11 protein-coding genes and 1 pseudogene are annotated in these 23,057 nt (G+C 57.9%); 4 read left to right on the top strand and 8 right to left on the bottom strand.

The window, feature by feature from the left end:
- Positions 1 to 20: 20 nt before the first annotated feature.
- Together LOY56_RS20940 and LOY56_RS20935 are read right to left on the bottom strand one after the other, a co-directional pair.
- On the bottom strand, positions 21 to 4,706 hold the full coding sequence (locus LOY56_RS20940; protein WP_258616949.1) for a dermonecrotic toxin domain-containing protein: 4,686 nt from the start codon (positions 4,704 to 4,706) through the stop codon (positions 21 to 23).
- A gap of 155 nt (positions 4,707 to 4,861) precedes the next feature.
- On the bottom strand, positions 4,862 to 7,975 hold the full coding sequence (locus tag LOY56_RS20935; protein ID WP_258616948.1) for a transglycosylase domain-containing protein: 3,114 nt from the start codon (positions 7,973 to 7,975) through the stop codon (positions 4,862 to 4,864).
- 582 nt (positions 7,976 to 8,557) lie between these two features.
- Between LOY56_RS20935 and LOY56_RS20930 the strand changes: the two genes are divergently transcribed.
- The 4 genes from LOY56_RS20930 (at position 8,558) to LOY56_RS20915 (ending at position 14,286) form a co-directional block, all read left to right on the top strand.
- Positions 8,558 to 9,979 carry an amino acid permease gene (locus LOY56_RS20930; protein WP_258616947.1) on the top strand — a complete coding sequence of 474 codons (1,422 nt, stop codon included), beginning with the start codon at positions 8,558 to 8,560 and terminating at the stop codon, positions 9,977 to 9,979.
- A 236-nt stretch (positions 9,980 to 10,215) separates the two neighbouring features.
- On the top strand, positions 10,216 to 11,157 hold the full coding sequence (locus LOY56_RS20925; protein WP_258616946.1) for a glycosyltransferase family 2 protein: 942 nt from the start codon (positions 10,216 to 10,218) through the stop codon (positions 11,155 to 11,157).
- Between the two features lies 1 nt (position 11,158).
- Entirely contained in the window at positions 11,159 to 12,667 is a 1,509-nt protein-coding gene (locus LOY56_RS20920) for a glucosyltransferase domain-containing protein (protein WP_258616945.1), read from the top strand.
- A 47-nt stretch (positions 12,668 to 12,714) separates the two neighbouring features.
- A complete protein-coding gene (locus LOY56_RS20915; protein WP_258622816.1) occupies positions 12,715 to 14,286 on the top strand; it encodes a glycosyltransferase family 39 protein in 1,572 nt (523 codons plus the stop codon).
- Here the strand turns inward: LOY56_RS20915 and LOY56_RS20910 are convergent.
- From LOY56_RS20910 to LOY56_RS20885, 6 genes and pseudogenes are all read right to left on the bottom strand, one after another.
- Positions 14,234 to 14,517: pseudogene (locus LOY56_RS20910) on the bottom strand (putative quinol monooxygenase). The gene LOY56_RS20915 and the pseudogene LOY56_RS20910 overlap by 53 nt on opposite strands.
- 130 nt (positions 14,518 to 14,647) lie before the next feature.
- Positions 14,648 to 16,054, bottom strand: a complete 1,407-nt coding sequence (locus tag LOY56_RS20905) for an ATP-binding protein (RefSeq protein ID WP_258616944.1) — start codon at positions 16,052 to 16,054, stop codon at positions 14,648 to 14,650.
- Entirely contained in the window at positions 16,051 to 17,859 is a 1,809-nt protein-coding gene (locus tag LOY56_RS20900; protein ID WP_258616943.1) for a HAMP domain-containing histidine kinase, read from the bottom strand. Before LOY56_RS20900 ends, LOY56_RS20905 begins: the two co-directional genes overlap by 4 nt.
- Positions 17,856 to 18,815 carry a cytochrome-c peroxidase gene (locus tag LOY56_RS20895; protein WP_258616942.1) on the bottom strand — a complete coding sequence of 320 codons (960 nt, stop codon included), beginning with the start codon at positions 18,813 to 18,815 and terminating at the stop codon, positions 17,856 to 17,858. Before LOY56_RS20895 ends, LOY56_RS20900 begins: the two co-directional genes overlap by 4 nt.
- 45 nt (positions 18,816 to 18,860) lie before the next feature.
- Complete coding sequence (locus LOY56_RS20890) at positions 18,861 to 20,735, bottom strand: bifunctional diguanylate cyclase/phosphodiesterase (RefSeq protein ID WP_258616941.1); 1,875 nt, start codon at positions 20,733 to 20,735, stop codon at positions 18,861 to 18,863.
- A complete protein-coding gene (locus LOY56_RS20885) occupies positions 20,732 to 23,038 on the bottom strand; it encodes an EAL domain-containing protein (RefSeq protein WP_258616940.1) in 2,307 nt (768 codons plus the stop codon). The genes LOY56_RS20890 and LOY56_RS20885 overlap by 4 nt, the downstream gene beginning before the upstream one ends.
- Between the last annotated feature and the right edge of the window lie 19 nt (positions 23,039 to 23,057).

Below are 23,057 nucleotides of genomic sequence, written 5' to 3'. Positions count from 1 at the left end.
GCCAGGACAAAAATACACGGCTACGGGTACTGCCCCGCTTTCCTCAGCGCCGCCCGAGTCAAACGCCTCGATAACTCTTTTTCATCGTCCGCCAGGTCAACCAGCAGCCTGTTGTAGTTGTCCTCGCTCATGGGCTTATCGGCAAACACCACGGTTTCCGGCACCGGCAAATCGTTCATGAGCTCCCTGAGCCGATTGCGCAGTTCGGCTCTTTGAGGGGCTGTCAGAGCTGCCGAGGCCGCCCATTCCTGCTGGGTGGAACGCAACGTTTCCAGCTGATCGAGCAGACCCAGATAGCGCTGTTTGTTCGCATTGATTCGGACCGGGTACTGTTCGCCGAGGTAAGTTTCCCAAAAGTCCTGCTCGAGCATTTTGTTCACCAGGCCATCACCTTCGCCCAGGGCCAGTACGGTGTCATAGGCTTGATCGATCATCGCATCGGTGACCCCGGATACGGGCCTGAACAGCATGCCTTCCGATTGCCAGGGCAAACCTAAACGCGTCGCCAGACCCGTCTGGTAAGCCAGGTAGATTTCCACATCGTCGGGGTTGCCACCTCGGCTGGCAACGTCGGCCCGGGCAATGTCGTTCACTTGCGCAAGTTGTGCCGCGCCTTTGGCCAGTGTCACCAGTTTCTGCTCAAGTTGCGCCGGGTCGGTGGAATAGGAATAGGCTTCGGAGGCGAGCACTTTGATGCCCATGTTGTTGAACAACTGCGCACCGGCATCGGCACAGTCCACCGGCGCGATGGCCATGGTGAACAGCTCCTGGCGCAAACGGGTGTCGATTTGCACGGCATCGAGCATGCGCCAGACCCGCTGCAACAACTGATCCCTGGCCGGGCCACCGGCCCGATAGTCCGCGGAGTGCTGGGTATCGAGCAGTACTGCCATGAATCTTTGGGACTCGGGTTCGTCGATCAGGTCCGACCAGAGGTTGGCGCGGTCGACTCCCCAACCGGGCGCATCGTTCCAGTGGTCGATGCTGTAATTGGTGCTGATCGCCGATTCTATCTGGCTGTTCGAAGGCACGACGGGCTCAGGGGGCAAGGCCATCGAGCGACGGATTGCCTGGTAGCGCACCTGATTGATCTCCGACAGATTACCGACATCCAGTCGGGTACGCGCCACTACCCAGGCTTGTGGCGAACCGGGAACCACCTCGGGAATCTGGCCAATGGGATTGTCCCGCATGTCGAGTAAAAATCCGCGCGGTCTGGGCCGGCTCAGGGTCCCTTTGGGCCATGTCGTGATCACGGTGTCTTTCAATCCCAAGACCTTCAGGCGCGGCATATGGGTGATGTCGATGGACCTGCCCAACGGGTTCTCATCAAGTCTGAGTATCTCCAGGTAGGTCAGACGCTTGAGGCGTTCGACGGCAGTGGCGTCCAGCACGATCTCGTTGTGACTCAACCGTAGACGTTCCAGGCTGTGCATGGAGTCGATGGTTTCGGGCAGACCGGTCAGTTCGCAGCCTTTGGCGCTGAGTTCGCGAAGGTTGGGGAAGTCTTTCAGCAAGCCGGTCGGTTTACTCGAAAAGCGTGTGTTGTCGAGTTTCAGCACCGTGACTTTGTCCAGAAATTTCCTCAGTTCCGGTGGTTTCGGCCACTCGGCTTCCAGGTCCAGAGGTAGTAGCTCTCTTGAGAGATCCAGCGCATAGCCATCCGGATCGGTACGATTGCCGAGTTCGGTGTTTTTTCGCTGAAAACAGTCGAGCAGCCGTTCGGCGATGTGTCTGCGACCACCACGCAAAGGAAGCGGGTTATCCGCATCCAGACCGGCGGATTGGAATTCCCACTGATCGATAATATTGCGCAGTTCAACCAGATCGTTTTCCTCTGCCTCCAGGACCTTCGTCGGTTCTCCCTTTTCGATCAGTGCATCGGCAAAGGCATCGACTTCGCTGTCGCTGAAATGCGGGTGTAGGTCGTGAATCCGCTCGTGCAAGGTTTGCCCGTCCCTGCTCAGTCCACCACCACGAACCAACAGCATCGTTTCATGCTCGGCAATCGGGCGAATGGGCGGCATGGCCAGGACTGTTCGACGTTCGCTCGGTGGTGCGGACTTGGCGATGATCCATTGCCTGAAAAAATCGCTGTCGCCGGGCCTGTAGCCCAACGCGGTTTGTCCCTGCTTGCCCATGGCATGGAGCAGGGAGGTCAGAAAACCGTCGGCGTTATGGATTGGCTGATTCGAACCATCGCGCACCTGGTATTTTCCGGCATCGTCTCGAATCATTACCCGAGTCCGCGTTGCATCCTCCGGCCCTGTGCCGCAACGAAGTTCGCCATCGAATGCACCCTGACGGATCTCGATACGCAGGTCGCCGAAGGTGTCGGTGTTGATTCGCAAGGTTCCGAGTACCAGGCGTTCGGTATCGATGTTGCTTAATGTGTTGTGGTACAAGCCTTGCGCGGCGCGGACCGTTTGCGTTTCGAATTGCAGTTCGCGTGCGCGATTTTTCAGACGCAGGGGCAGGCGATTGTTCTGCGCAATCTGCTGGCGTTCAGCCGCTGTCGCGTGGGCCAGAATTTTGTCAGCAATGTTTTGCGGTAAATCGGGATATTCGGCGAACAGTGCATCGGTGACGGGAGGTAACCCTACCTCGGCGTTTGCAGGCGATCCCAGGCGTTGCAGGGTATCAGTCAGCAGCGGTGGCGGTGGGGTGTTCTCTACGTGCATCCGGCGTAGCTCTGCTTCATCCGTGCCGCTGATCTGGCGGGCCGCTTCCAGTTGCGCGTCGCTGAAACCATCGGTGGCATGGCCGAGACGGCGCATCTGTGTCGTACCTTCCCAGTCCCGCGGGTTTTCCGTTTCGCTGATCCACGCACCCTTGCCGTTGTGCCGCAGGGCAGGGGCGTAGGCGTCGGGTCGTTGTGGATGCCGGATGCGGTGCTGTTTGGTGACCGGGTCTTGCTGCACTTCGAAGTGCTGATCGTCCAGTCGGATGATTTGCTGACCTTGATGCTGATAAATACCCTGTTCATCGGGCTTGACGCTTTTTGGCAAGACCAGGTCCGGCTGTTTGTAGGGGGTGAGGTCGGGGTTCCACAATCGCGTCTGGCCATTGGTCATTTGCACCGGTTTCAACCCTTCGAAAAACGGCGAAAGTTTTGCCCGTACCGCATTGCCGATCGCAGCCCCGGCCGCGAAAGCAGCCAACTGGGCAATGCTCTCCAACACGTTGACGATCTGTTCGCCGGCCTCGGCAAAGCGGCCTTCGGTCAGGTCGACAATGCCTTCGATCACTTCATCGGTCAGTTGGCAGACGGTGTAGACCAGCATTGCTTCGCCCAGGACGGGCACAAAGGGGGTCACTACCAGCAAGGCAACATTGAGGATGTCCGAGAGCATTTTTTCCAGGTTGTCCCACCAGGCCCAACGTGCCATGCGGTCGGCGTATTCGGTAGAAATTGCGATGTCCCGTGCATCGTTGAATATTTTGTTGAGCCGCTGACGGTAGAGGTAATTCCACAAGTCACCGCGGAACGGGGTCTCGCGATCGACCCTGATGCTCGACACACTGAATTGCAGATTGGGGTTGTCCACTGGCATTTCGCGCCAGGTGGGCAGGTCAGAACCTGGCGGCACCGGTTGCCACTTCACTTTGCTCAGGCGGTCATTCAAACCGGCAAAGAAATGTCCGCGTTGCTGATGGGGTACGAACTGGCTGAAGAACTGTTGATAGTGGGTAGCGGATGTCCCGTCACGTAACTGACGTGTGAGTTCGGACATGAATTCCAGGGACGATGCGTATTGCCTGAGCGGATGCTCCGGGTCGTTGGGAACATACGCAATCACCGGGATGGGGCCGGTGGCGGTGGATGTATCGGGAGCGATCAGGACAATGCCGGTCAGGCGCGTGTCCATCATCTGCAGGTTGTAATAACTGACAGGCCGACCGTTCCATCTCAGTGAGGCGCGATCATCCAGCATGCCTAGCACGACATCATAAGCCGGCCGGGCGATGTCGTTTTTCATCAGGGCCATTTGCGCCGCGACTTTCAGCGCGTTTTTCTGGCTGAGCGTGACGATGTGGTGCAGGTAGTCACTGGCCACCGGATTGCTCGACAGCAGATACTCGTTCAGGCGCTGTTGGTATCGGGCGCCGATATCCAGTTCGCGACACAGCGATTTGAACTGATCGACGCTCAATTTGTGTGTGAGGTGTATTGCCCCGAAATGCCCGCGTTCGTCGGGGCGGGTGATGAACCCTGAGTCTTGGGTAAACGTCTCGTCGCGGGAAAAGTTGTGCAGGGCGGCATCCAGCAGTGAAACGGTTCGGCTGGTCTTTGCGCCTGAAAAATCATGCACCCACCATGACGTTTTCACGGGCATGTACAGCCGCAGCCAAGTCTCCTCGACGTCATTTTCGATGCCGAAGCGCTCCTTCAACGCCTGTTGCAGCAAGGGTTTGGCAAAGGCACGGACATCTTGCAGATTGCCAAGCGCCCGATCGACTTTGTTTTGAGCATCCCAACTGCGCTCGATGTCTTTTTTCAGTTCCAGCTGCGCGTCGGGGGAAGCCGTCCTGTACCCATCAGGAATTTTCAGCGGGTGCGCCTTCAACTCACCGACTCTTCGCGCCGAAGTGCTCGCGAGCCAAAGGGGAATGGCGTTTTTGATCAAGTCGTGGTGAATGCTTTTATCGGGGAAGATGAGTGACGCCTGGTCTGACTGTTGTCGAGTCAGGGGAAGAATGGTCATTGCTGGATCGTCCATGATCGAAAGTGGAGCGACCAGACTAGGTAAACGCATTGCTCAAAAAAAGCTCAAGAATTCATTCGATACGGCCCCGGTTGCGACTCGAATCCCCCAAAAACCAGAAGTGAAAAATATAGGATTACCGCCACACTCGGTACTTAACGGCCAACCGTCGTCTCGGTTGTCTGGCACATCGTGTGGGTGCCTGGTTGCAGGTATGGCGTAAGAATCGGCGCCATCCCCTTGAGCACTTGTACCGGTAACGCCGAGGTGAACTTGAAGTTCTCCGCCGAGCGCCCGGGCACATAAGCGGTCAGGGTACCGAAATGGCGATCGCCGATGTAGAACACGAAGGTTGCCGTGCGGTTGATCGATTTTGAACTGAGAATCCGCCCGCCAGAACCGATGGCCTCAATGCGGTTGTCGCCGGTACCGGTTTTGCCGCCCATGCCCAACGGGCTGCCGTCAGCCAGTTTGAAACTGCCCGCCACGCGTTTGGCCGTACCGGCATCCACCACTTGCGACAAAGCCTCGCGCATGGCCGTTGCCACCTCGGAAGGCATCACTCGTTTGCCGACGACCGGGTCATTGATCAGGCGGGTTTCATAGGGCGTATCGGCCGCAAAGTGCACGCTGTCAATACGTAGCGTCGGCATGCGCACACCGTCGTTGAGGATAGTGCCGATCAACTCCGCCAATGCCGCCGGGCGGTCACCGGAACTGCCGATGGCGGTGGCCAGCGAGGGCACCAGGTGATCGAACGGATAACCGACTTTCTGCCAGCGCTGGTGAATGTCGAGGAACGCCTCGATCTCCAGCATGGTGCGGATCCGGCTGTCGCGGGCACCCTTGTGCCGGCTCTTGAACAGCCAGCTATAGACTTCCTGACGCTCGAACTGGCTGGCTTTGACGATCTGGCTGAACTTGGCGTCGGGGTTGTTCAGCAAGTAGCCGATCAACCACAGGTCCAGCGGATGAACCTTGGCGATGAAGCCTTGATCCGGCAGGTCATAGCTGCCAGGGCCATAACTCAGATAGAGGCGTTCGAGGCGTTCATCGGTCAGTTTTTCATTGAGCTTGACGCCTTTGAGGTGCGAGCGAACGAAGGTGTTGAAGCTTTCCTGGTCGGCCTGGGGGAATAGATAACGATGCACGGCGGCCATGCGAATCGGGGTCGGGCGCATGCCGTCGAGAAAGGTTTCGAGCCGCGCCTGGGTGTCTTTGTTGCGGTATTTTTTCCAGAACTTCAGCAGGAACGAGGTGCCTTCCTTGTCGGCGAATGAGGCCAGGTATTCCTGACGCCGAGGGTCGCGATCGTCCTTGAGCAATTCGGCGCTGTTGTTGGGACCGGAATAGGTGGTGTAGCGCACCAGGTCACGCATCAGCCGAATGAACGGCAGGTTGATCGACTCACGAATGGCATCACGCAGGGTCGGCAGGCGGCCGTTGTCTTCCTTGCGAAAGTTATTGAAGGTATGCAGCCCGCCACCCGTGAAAAAGGCCTCGCCAGGGCTGGCGGAGTATTTGCGATCCAGCGCGGCATTCAGCATGTTCGGCAGGTTTCGGTCTTTGTTCTGAATCAGGTAATCGACGGCCCAGAGGCTTAGACGGTCCTGGTCCGGGACCTCGACTTTTTTCAATTCAGGGACGGTCATCGCTGCGTACTTATCGTGCAGCTCGGCGATGATTTGCAGGTAGGTGGTGAGCACGCGCATTTTTGCCGTGGAGCCCAGTTCCAGCTTGCTGCCTTCATTGATGTCGAACGGCTGGTCGGTGCTGTCGGTCTGCACCCGTACCCGCGAGCCGTCCGGTGTCAGTTCGAACAGGGTGAAGCTGTAGCGCACCTGCGCGGTGCTGGTGGGTGTGAGCAGACGTTCGCCAATCAGGCCGATTTCCGCTGCATAAGTGGGGTCGGCCAGATGCTTGAGGTACGCGGTGGCCTGGGATTGCAACTCGCCTTGCAGGGTACTGGTGGCTGACAGGTCGAGGCGGTCGAGGTCATACAGCGGACGATTGAGCAACCCGCCCAGACGGCTGCGCGCCACGCTGATGCCTTTGTTGGTTTCGATCGGTTGAATGGTGGGCTGGGTGGCCCAGTCGCGGTAAATCACTTTGCTGGCCAATGCTGCTGTCGCGAGAGGCGCATCGATCACGCCATTTTGTGCCAGCAGGCGAATATGGCTGTCGGTGAGACTGGCCAATTCATCACGGCCCTTGGTCAAGTAATGGGAAGGGCGACGCTGGGCAATCATCAATGACAGCATTTCACGCAGGGCCAGGCCTTTTTCCGAGAGACTTTTCGGGTCTGTCTCGCTACTGGCCAGTTGTTCGTTGGCCTTGTTGAAATCAGCGCCATACCAGACGCGCAGGCCCTCGGCCATGCCATGCACTTCGCCGTGACCCGGCACCGCCGACAGCGGAACACTGTTGAGGTAGTCGCGAACGACATTCTGCCGGGCCTGGAGGGTTTCCGGGCCCGCCTGATAGGCCCGCACGCTGGCGGAAATCATTTGCCGGATTTTCTCCGCGCCCGACATTGTCAAGCCATCGGGCGAGTGTCGATATTTCTCCAGCTGTGTCGCCAGCGTACTGCCGCCCGCCGACTGCCCGGGCAGGCGCAACAGCTTGGCGACCTGGGACCATGCCGCCATGCCGAACCGTGGCCAGTCCACGGCGGGGTTGGCCAAGGGTTGACGGGGATCGAGCAAAAAGCGGTTTTCGATAAACAGCAAGCTGTTGACCACCACTGGAGGAATCGCCGCGAAGCTTGAATAGAGCTGCTGGGGGTACTTGAACTGGTACAGAGGTGCCGCGCGGCAATCGGTGATCGACAGCCCGGCCTGGATTTTCTCGGCATAGGGCACGAAAAAGCCCTTGTCGCTGTACTTCATCAGTGCCGGCGAAAAGCGGGTTTGTGCCGCCACCACGTAATCGCGCTTGAGCAGACGCGGCAGAAACTCACCCATGGCGCTGTAACCCAGGCGTTGATCGAACGGGCCTGCACCAGGGTAGCGAATCGCGTCGCTGGGGCCGGGGTGCAGTTCGTACTTCAGCGAAGCGGCATATTGGCTGATTTCCCGGGCCTGAAACTTGGAGGTGCGCATTTCCTTGGCCGCAGCGAGGCCCAGGACAATCAGGATAATCAGCAGCAACAACCAGAATGCCCCCCAGCCGTGTCGGGAACGACGGGGTTTTTCAGGTAAAGGCGCTTCATCCTCTCGTTCAGTCGGAACCACGGTTTTACTCGAATCGGTTTGCCACAAAGCGCCCATAGTCGACTGATCCATTCACGCAGATTGATCGGACTTGTTTGAAGCTTAGACGGTGGTTGGCGTTGGTGAAAAAATTGTGAATAACCAAATGTCGAGTACGCACTATTCCTTGTGGCGAGGGAGCTTGCTTCGGCCAGGAGGCTTGCTGTGGCCAAAGGGTTTCCTGTGACGAGGGGCTTGTCGGAACGCCGCAACAGCCCCTCATCACAAGGGGGATGTTGTCTGTAATAGCCGAGCTAGACGTATCAAAGAGGTAAATGCTGCCTAGGTAGGGGCATGACGATGCACCCTTGCTGTGCAATACTCGGCGCCGTTTCAGTGGCGAATAAATCCTACGTAAGTCAGGTAATGCCCCTCCGAAAACCGCGCTTTTGCCGAGAGTTCTGGCTGAATGTTGTGGTTTATAGAGTGAAAAACCCTATCGGAAGCTTTTTATACTGCACGCCCCGCTGATTTTGCAGGTGTTGTCCTGCAAGACGCGTCTGCTCACGAAGCAGGTTCGGTTTCGCAGAAGCGCTGGCCTATCGGTCGGCGCTTCAACACTCGGCGGGTCACATCCAATAACAAGACGAGGTTGTACCTATGCCAGTCGGCAATCACCTGCCTCACGGCGAGACCGCTCAGGGCGGCCCGCTTAAACGCGAACTCGGCGAACGGCATATTCGCTTGATGGCGCTCGGTGCCTGTATCGGCGTCGGCCTGTTCCTGGGTTCGGCCAAGGCCATTGAAATGGCCGGACCGGCCATCATGCTCTCCTACATCATTGGCGGTCTGGCGATCCTGGTGATCATGCGCGCCCTCGGCGAGATGGCCGTGCACAACCCGGTCGCCGGTTCATTCAGCCGTTATGCACAAGATTACCTCGGCCCATTGGCAGGCTTTCTGACCGGCTGGAACTATTGGTTCCTGTGGCTGGTGACCTGCGTCGCGGAAATCACCGCGGTGGCAGTGTACATGGGCGTCTGGTTCCCCGACGTGCCGCGCTGGATCTGGGCACTGGCGGCATTGATCAGCATGGGCTCGATCAACCTGATCGCGGTGAAAGCCTTTGGTGAATTCGAATTCTGGTTCGCCCTGATCAAGATCGTCACCATCATTGCGATGGTGCTCGGCGGCATCGGCATCATCGCTTTCGGTTTCGGCAATGACGGCGTGGCGTTGGGGATTTCCAATCTCTGGGCTCACGGCGGCTTCATGCCCAACGGCGTGCAAGGCGTGTTGATGTCCTTGCAAATGGTGATGTTCGCCTACCTCGGCGTCGAGATGATCGGCCTGACTGCCGGTGAAGCGAAGAACCCGCAGAAGACCATTCCCAATGCGATCGGCTCGGTGTTCTGGCGGATTCTGCTGTTCTACGTCGGTGCCTTGTTCGTGATCCTGTCGATCTACCCGTGGAATGAAATCGGCACTCAGGGCAGCCCGTTTGTGATGACCTTCGAGCGTCTGGGCATCAAGACCGCCGCCGGCATCATCAACTTCGTGGTGATCACCGCTGCGCTGTCGTCCTGCAACGGCGGTATCTTCAGCACCGGGCGCATGCTTTACAGCCTGGCGCAGAACGGCCAGGCCCCGGCCGGTTTCGCCAAGACCTCGAACAACGGCGTGCCGCGTCGTGCTTTGCTGCTGTCGATCGGTGCCTTGCTGCTGGGCGTGTTGCTCAACTATCTGGTGCCAGAGAAAGTCTTCGTCTGGGTCACCGCGATTGCCACCTTCGGCGCGATCTGGACCTGGGCGATGATCCTGCTGGCCCAGCTCAAGTTCCGCAAAGGCCTGAGCGCCAGCGAACGTGCCGGCCTGAAATACCGCATGTGGCTGTACCCGGTCAGTTCTTATCTGGCACTGGCATTTTTGGTGCTGGTGGTCGGCCTGATGGCGTACTTCCCGGACACTCGGGTGGCACTGTATGTCGGGCCTGCTTTCCTGGTGCTGCTGACGGTATTGTTCTACATGTTCAAGCTGCAACCGACCCATGTGTCGCAAGGTGCGGTGCGTTCGGCTTCGTAAGTCGTAACGCCAGAAATGCCAAAGCCCCGGTCGAGATGACCGGGGCTTTTGCATTGTGGAAGGTGGCGTGATCCGTGGGCCATTGCAAAAGGCTGGATATTACCGAATGTCTCAGTGGTCTATAGCGAATGAACGGGAGGGCGTGGCCGCTGGTCTGCCGGGCAGCTCGCGCGCCAGAACGCCCCCTGATGGCGGTCTGGTGAACATCTACACTTCGATTTTCAGGAGTGTGAAACGTGAAGGTTTCGCTGATTGTCCCGGTGTTCAATGAAGAGCAGGCGATCAGTCTGTTCCATCAGGCGGTGCGTCGCGAATTGAAACTTGACGCGTGCGAAGTCGAGATCGTGTTCATCAACGATGGCAGTACCGATCGAACAGCTGAGCAAGCCCAGGCGCTGGCACAGGTTGATGAACAGGTATTGCTGATCAACTTTTCGCGCAACTTTGGCAAGGAGCCGGCGTTGTTTGCGGGGTTGGAATACGCCACCGGCGATGCAGTGATCCCCATGGACGTCGACCTGCAGGATCCGATCAGCGTCATCCCGCGGTTGATTACCGAGTGGCAAAAGGGCGCCGATGTGGTGCTCGCCAAACGCCGCAATCGTGACAGTGACAGTTATTTGAAACGCCACAGCGCATCGCTCTTCTATCATTTGCTGAACAGAATTTCCTACACCCGGATCGAAGAAAACGTCGGGGATTTCCGGCTCATGGACCGCAAGGTGGTCAATGTGATTCGCGCGCTTCCCGAGCATCAGTTGTTCATGAAGGGCGTTCTGTCCTGGGCCGGGTTCACCACGGCGGTGGTCGAATACGAACGGGCCCGGCGAGTGGCAGGACGCAGCAAGTTCAATGGCTGGAAACTGTGGAACCTGGCGCTGGAAGGCATTACCTCGTTCAGTACTGTGCCATTGCGGTTGTGGACTTACATCGGTGGCGGCATTTCGATCTTCGCGGTGCTGTATGCGGTGTACATGGTGCTGGACAAGATTTTCTTCGGCAACAACGTCCCCGGTTACCCCTCGCTGATGACGGCCATTCTGTTTCTTGGCGGTGTCCAACTGATCGGAATCGGCATCCTCGGTGAGTACGTCGGCCGCATCTACATCGAAGCCAAGCACCGGCCCCGTTATGTGGTCAAAGACGTCATTGGCGGCAAAGACCGGATCGGGCTTTAGCATGGGCAGACTCGGCGACTTTTTCAGCAAAGAACTCGGGCGTCGTCGGGTCTGGCTGTTTTTTCTGGTCGCGACCCTGATTTATGTCATTCCGCTGATCCTCGCGGACTATCCCTACATCGATGACAACTGGCGCTCGCTGTCGGCGGGTACTGCCTGGGCGGGGCAGGGGCGGTTATTCACCGAGCTGTTCTACAACCTGCTGACCTTCAGCAATGCCGCGCCGAACATCTTTCCGTTGCCGCTGTTGATCGCCACGCTGGCCATGGCTTTTGCGTTGACCAGCCTGACATTCCATTACTACCCGCAGCCGACGATGTCTTGCTGCCTGGTGCTGTTGCCGCTCTGGTACAACCCGTTTTTTTTGCAGAATTTGTCTTATCAATACGACGGACCGGCCAACGCGTTGAGTCTGGTGGCAATGATCTACGCGATCACTTTTCGTCATCCCTCGCGCATTCTGCAATGGCTGGTGCCGGCCTTCCTGATTGCTCTGGCGCTGGGGCTTTATCAAGTGAGCCTCAATGTGTTTCTGGGCCTGTGTTGCCTGGAACTGCTCAGGGGCGCGAATGACAGATGGGCCTGGCGGCAGTGGTACGAATTGATCGGCTGGAAATTCGCCCAGGCAGGACTCGGCGGGTTGATCTACAGCGTCACGGCTTATCCGTACATGAACCACGATCGCGCGTTATTGCTGAACTGGGCAGCCGAGCCTTTGCTGCAACTTGAAATCAACATCGGTCGGGTGCTGGAAAAAGTCACGCTGCTGTTTCACGGTGGATTCACTTGGGTGTTCGCCGTGCTGCTGTTGTGTGCCCTCGTGGGTAGCGCACGGTTAGCCAGCAATGTGATGGAGCGCCACGACACCGGGCTGAGAAAAATCGTGATGGGGCTGGTGTGCGTGCTGACAGTGCCGGTCGTGACCTTGCTGGTGTCGGGGGCTGCGCTGTTTTTCCGGGATTTCAATGAAGGTGCCAGAACCTTGATGGGTTTCGCGGTGTTGCTGGTGCTGTTGTTTTATTTGAGCCATCTGGCGCTGGCGCCCATTCATGAGCGGCTGACGCTGCTGTTGGCGGTGCCTCTGCTGGCCATGCTTTCGTTGTCTTACGCCTATGGCCGCGTGCTGACGGTGCAGAACACCTTTGCCTCCAGCGCGTTGTTTTCCCTGGGGCATGACATTGCGGCCCAGCGGCAACTGTACGAGGCCAAGCGCATTTACCTGTCGGTGAGTTATTCCGATCACTGGCTGGTGGGGGCCGCGGGTTCGTTCAAGCAGATGCCGGTCTTGCATTATCTGCTGAACATCAACTTCTTCATGTTGGCCGAAAACCTGCCGAAGGCGGGCATCACCAACGTGGAGGTAGAGAGGGAACGGCGTAACGCGACCCTGGTGGGTTACCAGGGTTATCCGCCGCTGGTGGAGAGCAAGTTCTATCGCATCTATCTGCTGGGCGATTACGGTTTTATCGTCATGAAAGAGCCGACCCCGGTCACCACGCTGCAGTGGTGAGCCTGGTGATTACCTCTTCGATCCCCCCCGAAAGTTTTTCATCCCGGATGGCCGACAGGGCAGGTCTGGTGGCGGTGATCGTCCTCGCGTTGTTCGCAAGGTTTCATTCCATCACCGTGCCGGTCATCTGGTATGACGAGGCCTACAGTCTGCTGCTGGCCGAGGGTTCGCCTGCGTATATCTGGGCTACGACGGCGCGGGATGTTCATCCGCCGCTTTACTACGTTTTGCTTCATTTCTGGATGTTACTGTTCGGTAATGGTGTGTTGGCTGCGCGGTCTCTGAGCGCACTGGCCGATGTCGGCACGCTGTTGCTGTGCATTAAATTGATGAGCCTGGTGGCAACGCGAAAGGCGACCTGGATAGCGGCAGTGTTGTTGGCATTGCTGCCGATAGCGGTGCGCTACAGCCAGGAAGTGCGAATGTACACCTTGCTCGGCTTCTGGCTGATGGGCGCGACCGTGGCGTTGGTGTGCTGGCTCAAGGCACCGGAGCAAAAGCGTTGGCCGATCTTTTACGGGCTGCTGATGACAGCTGCTTTCTATACGCATTACTTCGCCGCGCTGTGCGTTTTGGTGCATTGGCTGTGTTGGTGGCGAGCGCGAGATGGCGGTCGGTCTGCGGCAATACCGTTTCGTGCGTGGGTCGTGGCCAATAGCGCAATCGTTGTTTTGTTTCTGCCATGGATACCTCATTTCATCGATCAATTGCTGCGAATGGACGGGCTCGAGTGGATACCGCCGCTCACCTGGCAAACAGCGCTGACCTTCGTTTGGCAACTGGTGATGATGGGGGATTCGGCCAGTTATTCATTCTTATGGCGCGTCCTGCCCTCGGTGTTGATTGTTGTTTGCGCCGCGGCGGCGGTGCTCAAGACACGCGATGAGCGACCTTTCAGCATTTTGCTGGTGGGCTATTTCTTTGTGCCGGTGCTGACCGTTTTTCTGGTGTCGCTGATCGTGCCGGTATTCAATGCCAGATACCTGGTGTTTGCCGCCGCCGCGTTGCCTCTTATCGTTGCGCTCGCGCTGGACAGGTGGAGTGAACGCCATAGCGCTCTTGCCGCTGTCGCCATGGCTTTGGTTTTATTGGCAGAAGGCCACGGGCTTTCGGCGGTCTACGCGCAAACGGATGAGATGAACGGGACAAGCATTCGCAAGGACGCAAAACTGGACGCCGTGGTCGCAGGTCTTGGTCGCGAAGTCCATCCGGGTGACGAGATTGTGGTGGATAACCTGTATTGGTACTTGCCGTTCACGTACTACAACTCGACCGGTATTCAGCCGAGGTTATACGTGGTCAAAACACCGACAGGCACCCTTTGGGGAACCGCCGAATACGGTGGTTGGGCACTCATTCCCCGTCATTTGCGTTCGATTCTCTTCGACGATTTTTCAACCTTGAAACCGAATGCCAAACGGATCTGGTGGGTAACGGGCTACGCGCGTCCTGAGCATGACGCGTTATTCCCCAGCCACTGGAAACAAGTGCAGAGGTTAAAGGAAGGGGACAGCGAAGCTCGTCTGTTCATCCTCGACGCAGCACCAGCCCCCCTTGAGGTTGACGTCAGAACGCATCCATCAGCACAACAATACAATCCCTCGCCTGGTAACCGTTGATCTGCGGCACCAGACGCCGAAAATGCTCAGACTGGCAATGAGCATCCAGCGCCGCCTTATTCGGCCATTGTTCAACGAAGATAAAGTGCCCGGGGCTTTCTGATCGATGAACAGGTCGTAAGCAATGCAATCAGGTTCCAGTCGAGTCTTCTCGACCAGTTCGGCGTACCACGGGCGAACGGTTTCAATGTATTCGGGTTTGATGAAATCTTGAGCGATTACTTTAAGCAAGATCCTTCCTTGGTGTTAAGCCCACCTCCCGATGAGGTGGGCGTTCAAACAATGGTTACGCGGCAGGCATTCTGCGCCTGGAGAAAAATCGAAAACAACCCGTATTGTGATTAATTCCTTGCTCGGCTGGTCAGACAGCTATTTTCGATTGCCGTACCGGTAACTCAACTCGAAAGGTGCTGCCCACCCCGACTTTGCTACGCACCGAAATATCGCCCTGGTGTTTTTTCACGATGCCATAGGACAGGGACAACCCGAGCCCTGTCCCCTGGCCCACCGGTTTGGTGGTGTAGAACGGGTCGAATATTTTCTGCAGATTGTCCGGCTCGATGCCTATTCCCGTGTCCGCGACCTCGATCGACACCGTTTCACCTTCAAGCCCGGTGCGTAGCGTGATGGTGCCCCGTTCCGGCCCCATCGCCTGAGAGGCGTTGACGATCAGGTTCATGATCACCTGATTGATTTGCGATGGCAGGCATTCGATGTCGGGCAGGTCTTGAAACTCTTTCACCACATCGGCCTTGTACTTCAGTTCATTGGCAACGATGTTCAGAGTCGACTCGATACCTTGTTGCAGATTGGTCCATTGCCATTCCTGATTGGCGTCCGCGCGGGAGAAGTCTTTCAGATCCTTGACGATCCGCCCGACCCGGCCGATGCCTTCCTTGGACTCCTTGATCAGCAGCGGAATGTCTTCGCGCAGAAAGTCCAGTTCCACCCGTTCACGTAATTGACCGAGACGTTCGATGACCTCGCTTGAACCAATGGCGTTCTCCGCCTCCCGATAGGCATCAAGCATTTCCTGCAGTTGCTTGAAGTAGCCATCGAGGGCGCCGAGGTTGGAGGAAATGAAGCCGATGGGATTATTGATTTCATGGGCGACGCCTGCCGCCAGTTGCCCCAGCGAGGCGAGTTTTTCCGACTGCACCAGTTGGCTTTCCAGTTGCTTGCGCTCGTCGATTTCCCGCTGCAACGCCTCGCTGGCCTGCTTGAACTGGTCCGTGCGCTGATCCACCAGATGCTCCAGATGGCTCATTTGAATAGACGCTCGTTCGGTCATTTCCCATTTGGTGAGCAGAGTGTTGGCCATCTGCTGGACTTCAATATTATCGAACGGTTTTTTCAGGATCAGCAGGCGGTCATGGGCGTGCAAGCGCTCCAGCAGTTCATCCCACGAATAGTCGGAATAGGCGGTACACACCACCACTTGCAGTTGTGGGTCTTCTTGCCACAGGTGTTCGATGGTCTGTGCGCCGTCCCAACCCTCGGGCATGCGCATGTCGACGAAGGCCAGGGCGTAGGGACGTTTTTCCTTCAATGCCTGAACGAGTTTGCCCAGGCCCTCTTGGCCGCCATAAGCAGAATCCAGCTCGTACAGAGCGTCGGCGGACTTCACTTCACTGCCAAACAGCGCGGCCTCCATTTCGTCCAGCTCTGCATGCTGCGCTGATGTCGGGGTGAGGATCTTGCGAAAGTCTTCGTGGATGGATGGCGTGTCGTCGATCAGCAGAATACGTCGGTTCGAAAGATCGCTCATGCTTCCTCCATGACGGGTTTCAACGGGATCTGCAAAGTGAACAGTGCACCTTTGCCCGGCCCATCGCTGTGGGCGGTGAGATGGCCATTCATCTCGATCGCGGCCAGGGCACAGCTGTGCAGGCCGAAGCCGTGACCTTCCTTGCGGGTGGTAAAACCGTGGGCAAAGATCCGCGTCATGTTCTCTGGCTCGATGCCTTCGCCGTCATCCTTGACGCTGATTTGCAGGATCGTGTCTTCGACGACTTTCACCCCAAGGGTCATTTGCCGCGGGCGATTGCTGAGGTCAGTCATGGCGTATTTGGCGTTGCTGATCAGGTTGATCAGGATCAGCAATAACCGGTGCTTGTCGCCCATGACCTGTGGGACGTCGCCGTACTCCTTGACCACCGTGACGTGATGCCGGGTCAGGGCGCCGGCGTTCATCCGCAGGGCGTCCTCCAGCAATTCGCTGATGTGCAGCGGTTCCATCAGGCTGTTGGCGCCTGCGTAGGACTGCTGGGTGGCGACGATGTCCTTGATGTGATCGACGCTTTTGCTCAGTTGCGCGAGTTCGTCGGCCATGCCCTGTTGTTCAAGGGCAATGGCATCCACCAATTGGTTCAGGTAACCGGGCAGCAGTTTTCCTTTCTCGTCCTGGGTCAAAAAAGCGCCCAGGTCGTCTTTATGTGTATTGATCAGCTGCATCGCCTTGCCCAATCCCTGGGTCTTGCTGCCACGCAGCTTACGGGTGACCAGGTCGGCCGAGATGTTCACGCTGTTGAGTACGTTGCCGACGTTGTGCAGCACGTTAGTGGCGATTTCAGCCATGCCGGCTTGGCGCGCGGTGTCGAGCAGTTCGCTCTGGGTATCCTTGAGTTCGCGGGTGCGCTCTTCGACCCGTTGTTCGAGGACGTCGTTGGCGGTTTGCAGTTCCTTGTTGACCCGGTTGATCTCCCCGAAACTGCGCATCAAGCGGATTGCCAGGTACACCAGCACCAATACCAGCAACGTCGAAAACACCAGCATGTAGAAGTGGTAGCGCCGGTTGGCTGCATCGGTTTGCTGCTGATCCTGGTTCAGCAGAGCAGTAATGTCGTCCAGTCGTGCGGCCACAGGAACGGCTTCGATGTTTTCCAGCAGCCGATTGACCACGGGTTGTTCGCGCAGGATCAGCGCGATGTGATTGCTCAGAACATCGATCGGGCTATGAAACTGCTCCGGTAATCGCTCCTTGTTCACCCCCAGTTTGTTCAGCCCGACCAGGATGTCGGCCGCTCTTTCGTCGGAGGTGACCTGGGCGAACTCCAGACTGCTGAGCAGCAAGTCGTAGGTGTCGGTGGCAATGTTCTGGAGTTGCAGTTTGTCTTCGTCGAGCAACCGGGTAAGCGGCTCCTGGATGTCGTCTTCGGCGGTGGGCAAAAACGCCAGTGAGTTGCGCAGCACCGCGTTGTGGGATTTGAACTGCTCCACCAGCCGGGTTTTTTCCTGAACGGCGGTGCGGTATGCGTCATGGCCGGAATGCCAGATGGGGTCATTGCGGCCGTGATTGGACTCCATGGTCTCGAATTGCTCCCACAACTGGGTCATCTCGTTCAGCGGTGCAACCAGCGGATCGTAATTGTGGCTGATGGCAATTCTGGCCTTGAGAATCTCGGTTTCCCACTGCGCATTGAGCTGTTTGATCTGGCCGATCAGTCCCCGGGACTCGGCGTACGTCGAGGTCTGGTCGGAGCTTGATTTGAGGTACAGAAACAGCAGTGTCGAGGCCAATAGCAAGGCCACGCCACTGAGCAATGCCAGGTTGCGACGGTGGTATGTTTTCATAAAGGTTTGCCTCCCCACTCACCGGTCAGGGTCTTGAGGAATTTGATGATCAAGGTCTTGTCCTGGTCGGAAGGCACGCGCCCCAGCTGGAACTTGAACATCACGTCTACCGCTTCTTCGAGCGTCTTGGCCGAGCCGTCGTGAAAGTACGGCGCGGTCACGGCGACGTTGCGCAGGCTCGGAACCTTGAATACGTTGCGGTCTTCTTCCGCCTTGGTCACCAGATAGCGCCCCAGATCGGCTTCAGTGGGGTTGCCTCGAATCTGGAAGTAATCGCCCATGACCCCGAATTTCTGGAACATGTTGCCGCCGATATTCACCCCCTGATGGCAGGCGATGCAGCCGTAGTCCTTGAAGCGTTGGTAACCGTACTTTTCATCGATCGTCAGAATCTCGGTATTGCCCAGCAGGTATTGGTCGAAACGCGAGTTGGCGCTGATCAGCGTGCGCTCGTAGGTGGCCAAGGCATTTTGCACATTGTTCATGGTCACGCCGTCCGGGTAGGCCTTGGCGAACGCGCTTTTGTAAGCCGGGTCGGCGACCAGTGTCTGAACGACATGCTCCCAATGACTGCCCATTTCGCTGGGGCTCTGCACCACTTCGTGGGCCTGTGTTTCCAGGGTGTCGGCGCGGCCGTTCCAGAATTGCCGGAAATTCAGACTGGCGTTGAACACGCTCGGGGTGTTGATCGTCAGGGGATCGCCTTTGAAGCCGATAGACAACGCCTTGTCGTCGGCGCCTCCGCTTTCCAGGCGATGGCAACTGGCGCAGGACAGGCTGTTGTTGACCGACAGGCGTGGTTCGTTGAACAACCGACGACCGAGTTCGACTTGCAATGGATTCAGCTCAGGCACCGCGGGCAAGGGTTTGAGCGGTTCGTCCAGCGGTGCTCCGTTGGCTATCAGACAACATCCGAGTAGAGGCGCGAAAAACAGGGAGTAGAAGGGGCTCGACATCTTATGATTCCTTGCGCAGGGAGCCTGGGTGTCGTTGCACATCGTTCATTTGGTGCTGGATGGAGCGGACTGCACAAATCTCAGGTATTGCACGAAGGCCTCCGGCTCCACGGCTTTGCTGAAGTAGTAACCCTGGCCTTCTTCACACTGAAGGGCCTTGAGAAAATTCAACTGTTCGAGGGTTTCCACCCCTTCGGCAATGACGGTCAGTTTGAGGCTCTTGCCCAGGCTGATGATGGCGCTGACCAAGGCGGCGTCATTGCTGTCGCGGCTCAAGCCACGAATGAATGACTGGTCGATTTTCAACACGTCGATGGGAAACCGTTGCAGGTAACTCAGGCTGGAATAGCCGGTGCCGAAGTCATCGATGGCCAGCCGTACGCCCAATGCCTTGAGCCGATTCAGCGCGACCATTGTGGCATCGACGTTCTGCATCAATACGCCTTCGGTAATTTCCAGCTCCAGCAAGGCAGGTTCCATACCGGTTTGTTTGAGTATCTGTTCGATACCTTCGACAAAATCCCGTTGTCGGAAATCGATGGCCGACACATTCACCGACATATACAGCCTGGGCAGACCATTCGCTTGCCAGGCTCGGGCTTGTCGACAGGCTTGGGTCAGCACCCATTTGCTCAACGGTACGATCAAGCCACTGTCTTCGGCCACACCAATGAAATTTGTCGGGTAAATCCAGCCATGCCCAGGCTTTTGCCAGCGGATCAATGCCTCGGCACCGACTACCTTACCGCTGCCCAGGTCGAGTTTGGGCTGGTAGTGCAGGACAAACTCGTTGCGCTCCAGTGCCAGACGAATGCCCGACTCGATGCTCTGCTGTTCCCGTGCGCGCTGGTTCATCTCATCAATGAAAAAGCTGAAATCGTTCGGGCCGCTTTCCTTGACGTTGCGCATGGCGGTTTCGGCTTTCTTGATCAGTGCGATGGCGTCGAAACCGTCCTCGGGATAGATGCTGATGCCCAGGCTGGCCGTCACGCTCAGGTCGTGGCCGGCAATGTGTTGAGGCGCGCGGATGGCGTTCAAGAGCTTTTCGGCGATGCCCTTGGTCTGTTGGGGGTGATGGATGTCAGCCAGGATCACCACAAACTCATCGGAGCCGTAGCGAAACACCGAGTCGGACGCGCGCACGCAAGCCACCAGGTTTTGCCCGACGCGTTTGAGCATCTCATCACCCGTGGGGTGACCCAAGGCATTGTTGATGCGCTTGAAGCGATCGAGCCCCAGAAACATCACGGCCAGCTGTTTGTCATGGCGTCTGGACAAGGCCAGTGACTGGTTCAGCCGGTCGCCCAGCAAGGTGCTGTTGGGCAGCTCGGTCAATACGTCGTACTGCAACAAGTGCGATACCTTGAGCAGCTCATGGACCCGGGCCTCGATGGTTTGCTCCAGGGTCAGCACTTTCATGGCCGCGTCCTGCGCCATCTGCCACTTCCAGGTCAGGGCGCTGGCCATCTGGCGGATTTCCAGGCTGTCGAAAGGTTTTTTCAGCACCAGCAATTGATCGCCGAATTCCAGTCGTTCGTCCATGGCTTCCCAGGTGTAATCGGAGAACGCCGTGCACAGGGCGATTTGCAGATGCGGATCGGCCTTCCAGAGCTGTTCGATGGTTTCCAGACCGTCCCAGCCAGGCGGCATGCGCATGTCGGTGAACGCCATGGCGTAAGGGCGACCTTGTGCCTGGGCACGCTTGACCAGTTCGAGCGCTTCCTGGCCTTGATAGGCGGAGTCGAGCTGGAATACCAGCCGTGCCGACTGCTGGCTGCCGAACAGCGCTGCTTCAGTGTTGGCGAGTGTGTGTTCGTCGTCTGTATCCGGACCGAGAATCTTGCGAAAGTCCTGATGAATTGAAGGCGTGTCGTCGATGATCAGAATGCGCCGGTTAGCCTGGACGAACGGATTTTTCATTCCTTGTCCTCCGTGGCACGCCGCGGGTCGTCGGGCATCGTTCCGGTTCCGTGGTTGACGTGCACGATGCTCCCGGCCTTCAGCAACTCGGCGGCCTGCTGGCTGCTGACTGCTTGGCTGAAGTAGTAGCCCTGTGCGTTCATCGGTGAGCCGGTGGCCATCAACGAACTGCGTTGCTCCTGGGTCTCGACGCCCTCGGCGATAATGCCGATCCCTACTTCGCGGGCAAAGTTGATGATGGCCCGCAAGGTGGTTGCACTGGCCGGGTCGCGTGCGGCCATGTCGATGAAGGTCTGGGCGAGTTTCAGGTGATTGACCTGATAAGTCTTTAGGTAATCGAACGAGGAGTATTCGGTGCCGAAGTCGTCGATGGCGATTTTCACCCCCAGCTCACGCAGGCGCGGCAGTACATCGTTGTGCGTCCACTTGGTCTGGGCCAGGGTCGCTTCGGTGACGTCGAAACGCAGGTCCCACGGGCACAGTTCCCAGCGCGCGGTGGTGCGCAACACGTCATAGATCAGCTCGGGACCGCTCTTGAGCTGGGCCAGGGACAATTTTATCGCCACCACCGGTGGCGCCATGCCTTCGTCTCGCCACTGGCGCATTTGCCGACAGGCGCCTTCCAGCACCCAGTGACCGAGGCCGATGATGATGCCGGTTTTCTCCGCCGCGGGCAGGAACGCCGGGGCTTCCAGCAACCCGCGCTGGGGGTGGTTCCAGCTGACCTGCGCTTCCATGCCGAGGATTTTGCCACTGCTCAGGTCCACTTCCGGCCAGTAACGCAGTTCGAGTTCGTCGTGCTCGATGGCCTTTTTCAGGTCGTTGGCAATGGTCATGCGCTCGACCACTTCCTGATTGATCTCCTCGGAATGGAAGTGGTACTGGTTGCGGCCCTTTTCCTTGGAGCGATACAGCGCCATGTCGGCCTGGGTCAACAGGCTGTCGGCGCTGAGGCTGACTGGCGCGTAGCTGCTGATGCCGATGCTGACCGAGACCCGCACATCATTGCCGGCCAGGGAGTAGGGCAGCACCAGTGCATCGCGGACCTTGGCGGCCAGGGCCGCTGATTGGGTCGGGTCGCCGACGTCCAGTTGCAGTATCGCGAACTCGTCGCCACCCAGGCGGGCGACCACGTCGTTTTCGCGCACGCAGTTTTTGATGCGACTGGCGACCTCCTGCAACAACAGGTCGCCCACCGGGTGGCCCAGGGTGTCGTTGATGCGTTTGAAGTGATCAAGGTCCAGGTAAAACATGGCGAAGGGGGTGGCCCCGCGCCGGGCGGCGGCGAAAGCCTGGTGCAGCCGCTCGATCAGTGTCGCGCGGTTGGCCAGCCCTGTGAGCCCGTCGGTGCGGGCCAGCAGGGCGATTTTTTCCTCGGCCAGTTTGCGTTCGGTGACGTCGATGATGATGCCTTCGACTTCCAGCAAGCGGCCTTCATCGTCACGCACCGGGATATAGCGGTTTTCGACCCAGCGCCAGTCGCCGTCGCCGGTGCGCATCCGGAATTCGATGGAAGCACCTGCCGCATGGCGGTCCAGCACCCGGGCCATGGCCGTATCGACTTTTGATTGATCGTCGGGATGGATCAGCTCCTGCGCCCAGTTGGAGGACGCTACCAGGGCCGCCGCAACGTGGCCGTATTTGGTGATGTTGTGGGAGATGTACATCAACGGAAACGACGGTTCGCCCCGCAACCGATACAGAATGGTCGGGCTGTTCTGCACGATGATGTTAGCGTCGGACAGCTCCCGGGTGCGCTCTTCGACCGCGTTCTCCAGCAAGGACATTTTCAGTGCTGCGTCTTCGGTCATTTGCCACTTGGCGGTCAATGCACTGGCCATCTGGCGGATCTCGATGGCATCGAAGGGTTTTTTCAGGATAAGCAGGCGATCGCCCAGCTCCAGGCGCTCGGCGATGTCTTCCCAGGAATAGTCGGAATACGCGGTGCAGAGCGCCACCTGCAGCTTGGGATCGACTTGCCACAAGCGTTCGATGGTTTCCAGACCGTCCCAGCCCGGCGGCATGCGCATGTCGATGAAGGCCATCGCGTAGGGCGAGTCATTCGCCAGCGCGGTCTCGACCTTGTCCAGCGCTTCGCGGCCCTGAAATGCGGAATCGATGACGAAACTCTGCATTGATACCGACGCCGGGGTACCGAACAAGGCGTTTTCGGCGCTGATCAGGCTGTCGTCTTCGATCGATGGCGGGCTGAGAATCTTGGCAAAATCCTCATGGATCGACGCGGTGTCATCGACGATGAGAATCCGACGATTGATTCGCGCAAGCAGCGTATTCACTGACATGCGCCTGGACCGACAGCAG

Source organism: Pseudomonas sp. B21-048 (genome assembly GCF_024748615.1).
Taxonomy (GTDB): Bacteria; Pseudomonadota; Gammaproteobacteria; order Pseudomonadales; family Pseudomonadaceae; genus Aquipseudomonas.
Note: the sequence above shows the minus strand (reverse complement) of the source record. Positions and strands in the feature narration are given on the sequence as shown.